The organism is Pedobacter sp. ASV12 (genome assembly GCF_016429155.1).
In the GTDB taxonomy this organism is placed as follows: Bacteria; Bacteroidota; Bacteroidia; order Sphingobacteriales; family Sphingobacteriaceae; genus Pedobacter.
Genome location: NZ_JAELUC010000019.1, coordinates 43,644 through 56,598, shown reverse-complemented (window position 1 = coordinate 56,598; position 12,955 = coordinate 43,644). Strand labels below are relative to the sequence as shown.

12 protein-coding genes and 1 pseudogene are annotated in these 12,955 nt (G+C 45.9%); 7 read left to right on the top strand and 6 right to left on the bottom strand.

What is annotated here, in order from left to right:
* Positions 1–263 (top strand): annotated as a pseudogene (locus tag JHD69_RS20945) (hypothetical protein); the annotation flags it as partial.
* 7 nt (positions 264–270) lie between these two features.
* A complete protein-coding gene (locus JHD69_RS07260) occupies positions 271–1,113 on the top strand; it encodes an anti-sigma factor (protein WP_199138824.1) in 843 nt (280 codons plus the stop codon).
* Here JHD69_RS07260 and JHD69_RS07255 read toward each other — a convergent pair.
* The gene (locus JHD69_RS07255; protein ID WP_199138823.1) at positions 1,110–2,606 is read right to left on the bottom strand and encodes an NAD(P)H-hydrate dehydratase; all 1,497 of its coding nucleotides are present in this window, start codon (positions 2,604–2,606) and stop codon (positions 1,110–1,112) included. The two genes, JHD69_RS07260 and JHD69_RS07255, sit on opposite strands and share 4 nt — an antisense overlap.
* Positions 2,607–2,751: 145 nt before the next feature.
* Here JHD69_RS07255 and yiaA point away from each other — a divergent pair, with 145 nt between their 5' ends.
* Entirely contained in the window at positions 2,752–3,159 is a 408-nt protein-coding gene (gene yiaA / locus JHD69_RS07250; protein WP_199138822.1) for an inner membrane protein YiaA, read from the top strand.
* Between the two features lie 148 nt (positions 3,160–3,307).
* A complete protein-coding gene (locus tag JHD69_RS07245; protein WP_199138821.1) occupies positions 3,308–4,531 on the top strand; it encodes a glycoside hydrolase family 5 protein in 1,224 nt (407 codons plus the stop codon).
* 123 nt (positions 4,532–4,654) lie between these two features.
* Here the strand turns inward: JHD69_RS07245 and uvrA are convergent, their stop codons facing one another.
* Positions 4,655–7,495: an excinuclease ABC subunit UvrA gene (gene uvrA, locus JHD69_RS07240; RefSeq protein WP_199138820.1), complete on the bottom strand. Its 2,841-nt coding sequence runs from the start codon at positions 7,493–7,495 to the stop codon at positions 4,655–4,657.
* A gap of 148 nt (positions 7,496–7,643) precedes the next feature.
* Here uvrA and JHD69_RS07235 point away from each other — a divergent pair, with 148 nt between their 5' ends.
* Both JHD69_RS07235 and fabV read left to right on the top strand, forming a co-directional pair.
* Positions 7,644–7,802, top strand: coding sequence for a hypothetical protein (locus JHD69_RS07235; protein ID WP_199138819.1), 159 nt, complete (start codon positions 7,644–7,646; stop codon positions 7,800–7,802).
* A 22-nt stretch (positions 7,803–7,824) separates the two neighbouring features.
* Positions 7,825–9,027, top strand: a complete 1,203-nt coding sequence (gene fabV, locus JHD69_RS07230; RefSeq protein WP_199138818.1) for an enoyl-ACP reductase FabV — start codon at positions 7,825–7,827, stop codon at positions 9,025–9,027.
* A 63-nt stretch (positions 9,028–9,090) separates the two neighbouring features.
* Here the strand turns inward: fabV and JHD69_RS07225 are convergent, their stop codons facing one another.
* From JHD69_RS07225 to JHD69_RS07215, 3 genes are read right to left on the bottom strand one after another with little or no spacing between them, the layout of a single operon-like run.
* A complete protein-coding gene (locus JHD69_RS07225; protein ID WP_199138817.1) occupies positions 9,091–9,507 on the bottom strand; it encodes an arsenate reductase ArsC in 417 nt (138 codons plus the stop codon).
* A gap of 3 nt (positions 9,508–9,510) precedes the next feature.
* Entirely contained in the window at positions 9,511–9,984 is a 474-nt protein-coding gene (locus tag JHD69_RS07220; protein ID WP_199138815.1) for a DUF6428 family protein, read from the bottom strand.
* Between the two features lie 14 nt (positions 9,985–9,998).
* Positions 9,999–10,331: an ArsR/SmtB family transcription factor gene (locus tag JHD69_RS07215; RefSeq protein WP_199138813.1), complete on the bottom strand. Its 333-nt coding sequence runs from the start codon at positions 10,329–10,331 to the stop codon at positions 9,999–10,001.
* Between the two features lie 78 nt (positions 10,332–10,409).
* Here JHD69_RS07215 and JHD69_RS07210 point away from each other — a divergent pair, with 78 nt between their 5' ends.
* On the top strand, positions 10,410–11,297 hold the full coding sequence (locus JHD69_RS07210) for a pirin family protein (RefSeq protein WP_199138811.1): 888 nt from the start codon (positions 10,410–10,412) through the stop codon (positions 11,295–11,297).
* A gap of 497 nt (positions 11,298–11,794) precedes the next feature.
* Here JHD69_RS07210 and JHD69_RS07205 read toward each other — a convergent pair whose 3' ends face one another.
* Positions 11,795–12,847, bottom strand: a complete 1,053-nt coding sequence (locus JHD69_RS07205; RefSeq protein ID WP_199138809.1) for a ferredoxin--NADP reductase — start codon at positions 12,845–12,847, stop codon at positions 11,795–11,797.
* Between the last annotated feature and the right edge of the window lie 108 nt (positions 12,848–12,955).

Sequence of the window (12,955 nt, the reverse complement as noted above, 5' to 3'; positions counted from 1 at the left end):
CCCCCCCCCCCCCCCCCCCCCCCCCCCCCCCCCCCCCCCCCCCCCCCCCCCCCCCCCCCCCCCCCCCCCCCCCCCCCCCCCCCCCCCCCCCCTTTTTTAATGATCCGGCGACCCCCGAGATCTACACATGTCGTGGTTCGTCGGCAGCGTCAGATGTGTATAAGAGACAGGTTGAAGCAGCCGAAGAATTAAATTTGCCTTTAGGAACCGTTAAGACGCGGGTCAGAATGGCTATTTTAGAGTTGAGGAAAAATTTTAATTGAGGTGGAAGTGGAAGATGTAAACGCATATATCGAATCGGGCATTCTTGAACTCTACGTTTTGGGTCAGTTAACTGAACAGGAATGTAGAGAGGTGGAAGAGATGGCTCAAAAACATCCCGAAATAAAAGAAGAGCTATCGGCTATCGAGCTGGCATTGGAAAACTATGCTTTAAGCAATGCGGTTACGCCATCGGCAACATCAGAAGCCAAAATACTTGGCAACCTCGAACAGGCCCAAACTTCTACCACCCCTGCAAACGAGCCCAAAATCATTCCTTTGCAACCTAACTATCCCGATAAAAGGGTAAAGAACCTACGCATTGCATTGGTAGCCTGTATTGCTCTTTTGGTAGTAAGCACGGTTGCTTTATTTTCGCTATATAGCCAATTAAACATGGCTCACGATCAAATTGCAAGCCTAAATGCTACAAAAGACAGCTATGCCGCAACTGTTTCGAAATTAGAATTTGATAAAGCGGGCATGAAAAACCGCATAGACATGACCGAAACCACGGAATGGGCAACCGTAAAACTGCGTGGGGTAAAAGATTCGCCAGAGGCTAATATGCAGGTTTATTGGAATAAAACCAACAAAAGCATATTGATCAATTATGCCGCCATGCAATTGCCTAAAACCGACAATGCACATGAATACCAATTGTGGGCTTTGGTTGATGGCAAACCGGTAAGCCTAGGGGTATTTGGTCCTGATGACACCGCCAAAGAAGCGGTAAAACAAATGGAAACCATTGCCAAGGCACAAGCTTTCGCAGTAACCATCGAACCGATGGGCGGCAGCCAAAATCCGACCATGGAGAAAATGGTGGTAATGGGCGAAACCTCTATCTAATCTCTATTTAAAATTTGCTTAATCGTTTTTGGAATTTGCAAACTCAATTGCGAAGCGCTAATGGTTGCTCTTTTTTTAGCCAGTTGATCGCCCGCTGCCCCATGCAGGTAAACACCCAGCACAGCCGCATCGGCAGCTGTATAACCCTGCGCCAATAATGCGGCCAAGATGCCGGTCAGCACATCGCCCATGCCCCCAGAAGCCATTGCCGGATTGCCGGTTGGATTGATATGGATTTCGCCGTCGGGTAAGCAAACAAAAGTGTATTGGTTCTTCAGCACGATGACGATTTTTCGTTGCTGGGCTTCCTCGCTTGCCGTAGCTACCCTGCTCCACCAATTTTCATGCTGGCCAAACAAACGGTCAAATTCTTTCAAATGTGGCGTTAAGATACTCCCCGGTGCCAATTCGGCCAGTATGTCTTGTCTTTTAGCCAATAGATTCAAGGCATCTGCATCAATCACCAAAGGGCGCTTTAAACCAATGACCTGCTCTAAAAGCCGTTCGTTTTCCGTCTCAGTTCCCAAGCCAGGGCCAATGGCAATGGCCTCAAATTGATCAAACACATCGATACTTAAATCGATGGTTCTTGGCAAAGCCATCACTTCCGGCAAGGCTGCGTTCAAGGCTATTAATCCGCTTGGGGGCAAGCATACCGTGGTTAAGCCTGCACCGCTATGCAAACTGGCCCCGGCCGCCAACAGGGCCGCCCCCATGGTAGTTTCGTTGCCTGCTAGCAATAATGCATGCCCATAGGTTCCCTTGTGGCTAAAGTTTTGCCGAGGCACAAGCAACCTTGCGATATCGGCTTGTTCGGTTAACTTCCATCGGCTTGATTGCCTTGCTATAAAACCTTGGTCCAACCCAATATCGGCGACCTTAAACCGTGCCAATGCGTGTACCGATTCGGGGAAGAAAAAATTGAGTTTGGGTTGTTGAAAAGCAATAACCAGTTCGGCTTTGATACCATTGTAATGGCTAAGTTGGCCTTCGGCATAGAAGCCTGTAGGTACGTCGACAGCAATTACCTTGCGATTTAACTGGTTGACCAAAGTTGCCAGAGCCAAAAAATCGCCGGTTAGAGGTTTATTCAATCCCGAACCTAAAATGGCATCTACAATGACCGTGGCTTTCGATTGGCCAAGCAAGTCTACTTTGTCCAATTGTGTCACTGCAATTTTGGTTTCTCGTAATCGGGACAGGTTTATCAAATAATCATCGCTCTGTTTAGCCGAAAAGCTGGCCAAAAAAACTTCGCAACCGCCGTAGCCCTCATGGACCAGCAGGCGCGCTATGGCCAAACCATCGCCTCCGTTGTTGCCAGTCCCGCAAATAACGGCTATCGAGGTATCCTTTTCTGGCACCTCCCGCACAAATACCTGTACAAAGGCTTTGGCAGCACGTTCCATTAAATCGACCGAAGGAATGCCTTGCTGCCTGATGGTATAGGCATCGGCTTCGCGCATTTGGGCAGCAGACAGGAGATTTTTCATTGACCTTAAGTTAGCAATTTTAGTCCAGAGTTAAAAGCGCTAATCAATGGCCAACAGGCTATCGGTTTAACAAAGAAAATGTAACATTCCTCTCCCACCGGCGTCTCTATATCGATAATTGAATCGCTAACCAAATTAAAAACAGATGAATCAAAAACCATCGAACGCATTCATAGCAGCCGCATGGATCGCACTTGGAATTGGCATGATTGGCTTTATCGTTGGGCTTTGGCGCTCCGATATGCTGTTAAACGAAAAAGGTTATTACTTTGCGGTATTGATGTTCGGCCTATTTGCCGTCATTTCGCTGCAAAAAGCGGTACGCGACAAACTGGAAGGTATTCCGGTTACCGAAATCTACTATGGTATCAGCTGGTTCTGCACCATTTTAACGATTACCTTGCTGATTATTGGCTTGTGGAATGCGGAACTGCTGCCTAGCGAAAAGGGTTTCTACGGCATATCCTTTATCCTGGCCCTTTTTGGCGCTATTGCGGTGCAAAAAAACACCCGAGACAGCCAAAACTTTAACAAAAGCCAACAATTAAACTAGAAAACCATTCATCCTTTACAGGCCACTTGCTCCAAGCAGGTGGCTTTTTTGTGTACTTCATACACTATCTTACCAAAATTGTGACAATTGGAACGCGATAAAATACTATGCTTTAGCTATTTTAGGAATAATTTATCCCATTTTTTAGATGAAGTACTTAAAAATTTTAATCTTAGCCGTTACCCCGTTTTTCGTAGCCGCTCAAAGCCCCAAATTTTTCGATGTGAAAGGCAAAAGCATCATCGACCCCAAAGGCCAACCCATTGTGCTCAAAGGCACCAACCTGGGCAATTGGCTCATCCCCGAAGGTTACATGTTCAAGTTCAAGGATGCTACTTCGCCCCGGATGATCAATCAGGTTTTCACCGAACTGATCGGCCCCGACAAAACGGCAGCTTTTTGGAAAAAATACCTCGACAATTATGTGACCCAGGCCGATATCCATTACCTGAAAAGCTTGGGCATGAACTCTATCCGCATCCCTTTTCATTACAAAATGTTCACTGCCGAAAGCTATCTGGGCAGCAACGATCCCAATCGTGGTTTCGAATTGATGGACAGGGTAATCAACTGGTGCAAAGCCGAAAATCTGCCTGTAATTTTAGACATGCACTGCGCGCCTGGCGGCCAAACTGGCGATAACATTGACGATGGCGACGGCTATCCTTTCTTGTTCGAAAACGAAGCCAGTCAGCAGTTAACCGTTGATATTTGGACCAAAATTGCCAATCATTACAAAAACGAGCCCACCGTAATCGGCTATGACTTGCTGAACGAACCTATTGCTCATTACTTCGACACCAAAAAACTAAATCCATACCTGGAGCCTTTCTACAAAAGGGTAACCGCAGCGGTAAGGAAGGTTGATCAAAACCACCTTATCTTTTTAGGCGGTGCCCAATGGGATTCGAATTTCAAGATTTTTGGCCAACCCTTCGACAACAAGCTGGTTTATACTTTTCATAAATATTGGACGGCCACCACGCAAGATGTGGTACAGGAATATGTAGATTTTAGCCATAAGTATAACGTGCCGATTTATGTTGGCGAAACCGGCGAAAACAACGACAAATGGATTTTGGAATTTAGAACCCTGATGGAAAAACTGGACATCAGCTGGCATTTCTGGCCTTACAAAAAGATGAACAACAAAAGTGGCATCGTTACTTTCCCCACACCCGAAAACTGGGATCTGGTAGTTAAATACGCCGACCAGCCCAAATACAGCTTTGCCGACTTGAGAAAATATGCTCCCGCAGACAGAACAATCATTGAAAATGCCCTGAACCAATTGCTAGAAAAGTGCAAATTCGAGTATTGCAACACCAACGATGGCTATTTGAAAGGCTTGGGCCTGAAAGAGGGGAAATAAAGTTGGCCGTTTTCAGTTTACAGTTCTCAGTTGGCGGTTGGCAGTTTACCCATGAGCCAATGAGCTAATCAACCAATCAGCTAAAAACATAGGCGAAGCTTTAAAAACCTCGCTTATGTTTTTTTAGTCTTCCATTTCTTTTTTCAGGAATTTTCCGGTCAGGCTAATCGGGCTTTGGATCAATCCCTCTGGTGTTCCTTCAAAAATAATGCGGCCGCCACCAGCGCCACCTTCTTCTCCCAAATCGATTACCCAGTCGGCTACTTTTACGACATCGAGGTTGTGTTCGATAACCAACACCGTATTTCCTTTTTCTACTAGCTCGTTCAGCACGCCCAATAACACGTTGATGTCTTCAAAATGCAATCCGGTTGTAGGTTCGTCGAGGATATAAAATGTTTTGCCGGTATCTTTTTTAGATAGCTCGGTGGCCAGCTTAACCCGTTGCGCCTCGCCACCCGATAAAGTGGTAGAGGCCTGTCCCAAACGGATATAGCCCAAGCCAACATCGTTTAGCGTTTTGATTTTACGGTAAATGGCCGGCATATGCTCAAAGAAAGCGCAAGCTTCTTCAATGCTCATATCCAGCACATCGCTAATGGATTTGCTCTTATAACGGACCTCTAAGGTTTCGCGGTTGTACCTACGTCCGCCACATTCCTCACAAGGAACGGCCACATCAGGCAAGAAATTCATTTCAATAACCTTCATGCCGGCACCCTGACAGGTTTCGCAACGGCCGCCTTTTACGTTAAACGAGAAACGGCCCGGCTTGTAGCCCCTGATTTTCGCCTCTGGCAGCTGTACAAACAGATTCCGGATATCGGAGAAAACGCCGGTGTAAGTAGACGGGTTAGACCTGGGTGTACGTCCGATGGGTGCCTGGTCGATCTCGATTACTTTGTCAATTTCTTTAAGGCCATTGATTTTTTCGTAGGGCAAAGGCGTTTTCTTGGCCCTGAAAAAATGATGGTTCAATATCGGATAGAGGGTTTCGGTAATCAGGCTTGATTTGCCGCTGCCCGATACGCCCGTTACGGCAATAAACTTGCCCAAAGGGAAATCGACAGAAACCTCTTTTAGGTTGTGGCCTGTGGCTTTAATGATCGAAAGTTTATGCCCGTTGCCTTTGCGGCGTTTTTTAGGCACAGCTATGCCTTTTTTGCCATTGAGGTAGGCCGCGGTTAGGGTATTCGATTTTAAAATTTGCGCAGGAGTTCCTTCGGCAACTACTTCGCCGCCACGTACGCCTGCTGCCGGACCGATATCTATCACATGGTCGGCTTCTAAAATCATGTCCTTATCGTGTTCAACCACCAAAACAGTATTGCCCAAATCGCGCAGGTTTTTCAAGGCATTGATCAGGCGTTCGTTATCGCGTTGGTGCAAACCGATGCTCGGCTCATCCAAAATATACATCACGTTCATCAGCTGCGAACCGATTTGGGTAGCCAAACGGATGCGTTGCGCCTCCCCGCCCGATAACGTACGGGCTGTACGGTCAAGCGAAAGATAATTCAGGCCCACATCGGTCAAAAAACCAATCCTCGACCTGATTTCCTTCAAAATTTCCTTCGCGATGGTATTTTGTCTTTCGTTCAGGCGGTCTTCCACATTTTCGAACCAGCCTTTTAGCGTCAGGATATCCATTTCGGCCAGCTCGAAAATATTCTTGCCATCTACCTTAAAGTGCAGGCTTTCTTTCTTTAAACGAGCGCCATTACACTCAGGACAAGTTTTCAGCTTGCGGAAGCTATCCATATCATCGGCTTCTTCGCCCCTGCGCTCCTGTTGTTCTTCCAGCAATTTGATAATCCCATCGAACGTAATCTGGTAGTTCTGCACGTTCCATTTATTGTATTCGACGGCAACGCTCAACAATTCGTGCGTACCGTTTAAGATGATGTCGATGTTTTCATCGCCCAACTTTTCTAGAGGCGTTGATAGCGAGAAGCTGTATTTTTTGGCCAAGGCTTTCAACACCTGGAACATCCATACGTCGCGGTATTCGCCCAAAGGCGCCAAACCGCCGTTGATGATGCTCAGCTTCATATTGGGCATTACCGATTCCTTATCGACCACAAAAATATAGCCCAAGCCATCGCAACGTTCGCAAGCACCATAAGGCGAGTTGAACGAAAAGCTGTTTGGTTGGGGTTCATCGTAAGAAATACCTGTGGTTGGGCACATCAAAAAACGGCTGAAATGCGCCACATTGTTTTCCTTATCGCTGATTTTGATAATTCCCTTGCCCAAGCGCATGGCGGTTTGGATGCTGTCCAACAGGCGTTTATGGTCTTTTTCGTCGATGATCAAGCGGTCAACCACAATTTCGATATCGTGTATTTTATAGCGATCGACCTGCATTTTGGGCGTCAGGTCTTGGATTTCGCCATCAATGCGCACTTTTACGTAGCCTTGCTTGCGGATCTGCTCAAACAGTTCGCGGTAATGGCCTTTACGGCCTTTTACTACCGGAGCCAGGATATTGACGGCAATGCCTTCAAATTTCTTATAGATATTGCGCAAGATCTGGTCTTCGCTCATACGCTCCATTTTTTCGCCGGTATTATACGAAAAAGCATCGGCCACACGGGCGTAAAGCAAACGCATAAAGTCGTAGATTTCGGTAATGGTACCTACGGTTGAGCGCGGGTTCTTGCTCGTTGTTTTTTGTTCGATGGCAATTACCGGACTTAGCCCTGAAACTTTGTCTACATCCGGACGTTCCATACCGCCCATAAACTGGCGCGAATAGGCACTAAAAGTTTCCATATAGCGACGCTGGCCTTCGGCATAAATAGTGTCAAAAGCCAACGACGATTTTCCGCTGCCACTAAGGCCCGTGATGACAACGAGCTGATTACGAGGAAAACTAACATCGATATTTTTAAGGTTATGCACTCGGGCTCCATACACTTCTACATCTTTTTGTACGCCGAGGTCGATATTGTTTTTGCTCATAAATTAGTGAATTTTCGATATTAAAAAACAGCCTGCAAAAATAACGATTTTCGGGCAGAAAAACGACCCATCTGCAAAGCTGAAAATCAGGCACATGTCATCATTATAATTCGTGACTAATACCTCAAACAAACAAGCCAAAACACAAATGGTTGGCGTTATTTTCAAACTCGAATTTGATGGAACAAAACTTGTTTTCGGCAACCGTTGCGCAAAACATATCACCGCATATTTGGAATGGAAAAAAATTAAGAATAGTTTTGAGGAAACAAAACAAAGCTTTGCCAATGGCGCAGAGCTGATTTAATTTTAAGAAAAGCTTAGAAATTATGATTATCGAACCTAGAATGCGAGGATTTATATGTTTAACCGCACATCCGAAAGGCTGTGAGCAAAACGTAATTAATCAAATTAACTATATCAAATCGAAAGGGGCCATCAACGGCCCGAAAAAAGTGTTGGTTATTGGCGCATCAACCGGTTTTGGCTTGGCCTCAAGAATTACCAGTGCCTTTGGTGCTGGCGCGGCAACTATTGGTGTTTACTTTGAAAAACCACCCAAAGAAGGAAAAACAGCCTCGCCAGGCTGGTACAATACCGCCGCTTTCGAAGCCGAAGCCCAAAAAGCAGGCCTATATGCCAAAAGCATCAACGGTGATGCCTTCTCTAACGAAGTTAAAACTCAAACCATCGACCTGATCAAAGCCGATTTAGGCCAGATTGATTTGGTGATCTACAGCTTGGCTTCACCGGTAAGAACCAACCCCAAAACAGGTATTACCCACCGCTCGGTACTGAAACCAATCGGCGGCACTTTTACCGACAAAACCGTCGATTTCCACACCGGTATTGTTTCTGAAGTTTCTATCGAGCCTGCCAACGAAGAAGAAATTGAAAACACGGTAGCCGTAATGGGTGGCGAAGACTGGGAAATGTGGATCGACGCCTTAAAAGAGGCTGGCGTATTGGCTGATGGCTTTACCACGGTAGCTTATTCGTATATCGGCCCTGCCGTTACTGAAGCAGTTTACCGCAAAGGAACCATTGGCCGTGCCAAAGATCATTTAGAAGCCACTGCCTTTACCATTACCGACAAATTAAAAGACATTAACGGCAAGGGCTATGTTTCGGTAAACAAAGCTTTGGTTACCCAAGCCAGTTCGGCTATTCCGGTTATTCCGTTGTATATTTCATTGCTCTATAAAATCATGAAAGCCGAAGGCATCCACGAAGGCTGTATTGAGCAGATCCAGCGTTTATACCAAGATAGATTATATACAGGCGCAACCGTTCCGGTTGACGAAAAAGGGCGCATCAGGATTGACGATTGGGAAATGCGCGAAGATGTTCAAAATCGCGTAGTTGAACTTTGGAAAGATGCTACTACCGAAACTTTACCTGCCATTGGCGATTTGGCTGGCTATAAAACCGATTTTCTGAATCTGTTCGGGTTCGATATAGCCGGTGTTGATTACCAGGCCGATGTAAACGAAGTTGTTGACATTCCTGGATTGGTAGAAGCTGAGGCTTAAGCCAAAAATATTTACGAAGCTTCCAAAACTTTGTAAGCGAAACTCTTGCAAAACCTCGACCAACTAGTCGAGGTTTTCTTTTATAAACGTTTGGCAATACGCCTTGATTTCGTCTCTTGTTTTGACAAAAGAAGCCAAGACCATCGCATCGCTCCCTTTGGCTTTTGCGGGATCTGAAAAGCCTTGATGAAACCTTTTGGCATGGCCCGGAAAAAACGGGCAGTTGGCCTGGGCATGATCGCAAACCGTAATGATAAAATCAAAATCGATGTCCTGGTATTCCTCGATGTGGTTAGCAGTATGGTTGGCAATATCGATCCCGTCAGCAGCCATTACAGCAACAGCAATGGGGTTAAGGCCATGGGTTTCAATTCCGGCGCTATAAATCAAGGCTTTCCCCTTGGCAAAAGCCCTCAAATAGCCTTCGGCCATTTGGCTTCGGCAACTGTTGCCTGTACAAAGCACTAATATCTTCTTCATCCCTTAACAACAGCCACCGCCAGGCGTACAGGTTCCTGAATTAGCTGTTGGCAGCTGTATCAGATTGAGCTTTGGTTTTGCCGGCTGAATACCACAAGCATCTTTGGCCAGACAGGCTGTTTGCATGTTGACCAACAAAAAGTCTTTGCCGTCAAATTCCAAACTGTATTTGCCGATGGTGCCACTTTGATATTCTACTTCAATCTCCAGATCCTCCATGCCCAACACCTCTTCGGAAAGACTGATAATGTTGAGCAATTTGGCCGGTTTTAAGCGGTGTTCAAAATCATCGGCATTCCACAGCTGAAAGTTGGCCCGGTTTTCGGTACGAACGGTTCCTCCACAGTCTATAAAGTGCTTGCGCACCACGCCAACTTCGGTTACATGAAAGTGCACTGGCACGAAGGTACCGTCGGCCAGCTTAAAATTGACCGCCTCCACCGTATTCAGGATATTTTTTACTTCTGATAATTTCATACTTTATATTTTTTCTAGCAGCATTCTTTTTTCTTGGCCAGTATTTTTCCGAACACCTCTTCAAAAAAATGCTTGAACTTGGCAAACATTTCTTCGTCTATGCAATAGCAAATGGCATTGCCTTCGATATTGCCCTTGATGAGGCCCGCATTTTTAAGCTCTTTCAAATGCTGCGATACCGTTGGCTGGGCCAAGGGCAACTCGTTTACAATATCTCCGCAAATGCAGGTATCAACGCTCAGCAAAAAATCTATAATCGCTATTCTGGCTGGGTGGCCCAAGGCTTTCATGATGGATGCCATTTCATTTTGCTTGGCGGAGAAGTGATCTGTTTTGGATGCCCCCATTATTTGATATTTTAATATTGCAATATTACGATAAAGATTTATATGCACCAAATTTTTTATCTTTAAACAAAAAATCAGATGTCGAATATTCAGCTTATAATCGAAGAAAGGCCAAGTGATATTGGCAATTTTATGGTGGGGAGGCTATTGCCTTTCCGCGAGAAAAGAATGGTTGGCCCCTTCAGTTTCATCGACCACATGGGCCCGGTAGCCATGAACGACCACAACAACCTCGACATCCCGCCCCATCCGCACATTGGGCTATCAACCCTCACCTATCTTTTTGAGGGCAACATCATGCACAGAGACGGATTGGGCACACAAATAGAAATCAAGCCTGGCCAAGTTAACTGGATGACTGCCGGCAAGGGCATTGCGCATTCGGAACGTACACCCGATTATCTGCGCAATACAGACAAAGTACTGCACGGCTTGCAGATTTGGGTGGCCCTGCCCAAGCACCTCGAACAAATGGAACCTGAATTTTTCCATGCCGATGTAGAACAAATTCCTTCTTGGGAAGAAAATGGTGTTCGGTACAAGCTGATTGCCGGCGAAGTAATGGGCCATCAGTCGCCCATTCCGGTGTATAGTCCGCTTTACTTTTTAGAACTCAAAACCTCGGCTCCACAAACCATCAAAATTGGCGATCAACTTTTTGGCGAAAGTGCCATCTACATTTTAGAAGGGGCCATAGCAAGCGATGGAAACATATTTGAGCCCAAGCAGCTTTTAGTGGCCAAAGAAAGTTCGCTCTGCGAATTTACCATGCAGGCCAATACCACCATTTATATTTTTGGTGGCGAACCCTTTCCGGAAGAGCGTTTCATTTACTGGAATTTTGTGGCCAGTAGCCGTGAGCTGATCGAGGCAGCCAAAGAAAGATGGTTGGCGCAAGACTATCCGCCCGTTCCCGGAGAAACCGAATTTGTGCCACTGCCACCATCATCCAAAAACATCAAATAGCATATTTTCTCGGCAAAAACAGCATTTTGAAATCAACAGTTTAACCATTAAGAAGTTAAGATATTTAGGCAAACCGCAACTTAGACGTCCTCAGCTGTCTTAGGTGGTAAAGTAACGGCAACATTTCAAATTGCCGTTCAACCATTTAGGCATTAAGGTACATTTAGATAAACTCAGGCTTAGACGTCCTCAGGTGTCTTAGGCGGTGAAACAACGGCAACATTTCAAATTGCCCTTCAACCTTTTAGGCATTAAGGTACATTTAGATAAACTCAGACTTAGACGTCCTCAGGTGTCTTAGGCGGTGAAACAACGGCAACATTTCAAATTGCCCTTCAACCATTTAGGCATTAAGGTAAACTTAGATAAACTGAGACTTAGACGGTCTTAGGCATCTTAGGGGATAAAACAACGGCAACATTTCAAATTGCCCTTCAACCTTTTAGGCATTAAGGTACATTTAGGCGATTGCAACTCGGGCAGACACAACCATCTACCTACTCCCAAGTAATTGTGGTGCCATTTACCGTGGGATGACCCGTACAGACCAGCACCCGCCCACGAGCCACTTCATCATCGGTAAGCACTTCGTTGTAATCCATTCTTACACCGCCTTCAATGCAAGTGGCTACACAGGTACTGCAAACACCACCGCTACAGCTGTATGGTAATTTGATCTTGTTTTCGAGCGCTACTTCTAAAATCCGTTTGGGATAAGGAATGTCTAAATGATGTACTTTGCCCGCAAAATGGAGTACCACCGAATAAGTATTCGTATCCTTTACCTTTTCGGTCGAATCATCTTCGTCAATTTCGTCCTCGGGCAACACAAAAGTCTCGCGTTTAACCTGAGCTGGCGCATAACCGGCTCCAAGCAGGGTAATGCGGCAAACATCCATGTAATCAACCGGACCACAGGTATAAAAGAGCGCGTCGGCCGAGTTGAAGGCCATATTTTCTTTTACCAATTGGTTGATCAGAAATCCATTTAGCCTGGCGCGCATCAGGTTTTTCGAATTGCTGTGCAGCTGGATGAGGGTTAAGCGCTCGGGATAATCCCGTTCCCACTGCCGAAGCTCATCCCTAAACAAAGTATCTTCGGCAGAACGGCTGCTATAAATCAGTACGATTTTAGAAAACTGCTCGCTAAGCAATGCCGTTTTGAGGATTGAAAAAAGTGGCGTTATGCCCACTCCGGCAGCAAACAGAAAAACTGTTCTTTTGAGCGTTGGTGCAGGCGTATAAACAAATTGCCCGTTGGGTTCGGCCGTATTAACTACATCGCCTATAGCCAATTGATGATGGATAAATCGCGAAATTTCTCCATTTTCCACCAACTTCACGGCAATAGACAAAGGCTCGTCGGCCACTGGCGAACTGCAAAAGGAATAAGACCTTCGCAGTTCTTTGCCGTTTACCTCAAAAACCAAGGTCAGGAATTGTCCGGCCTCATAAGCAAGCTTTGATCCGTCTACCGTTTCAAAATCGATAGCCAGCACTTCAGTGGGCTGTGGCCTGACGGCAATAACGCGAAGCTGGGGTGTAGACATGGGCCTAAATTACAAAATATCAGCACAACTCGCAGCAAGGCCAATGTCAAGACAACAAAAAAGGCCGTCAACTTTGAGATTGACGGCCTTTGTTTTGTTTAAATCAAA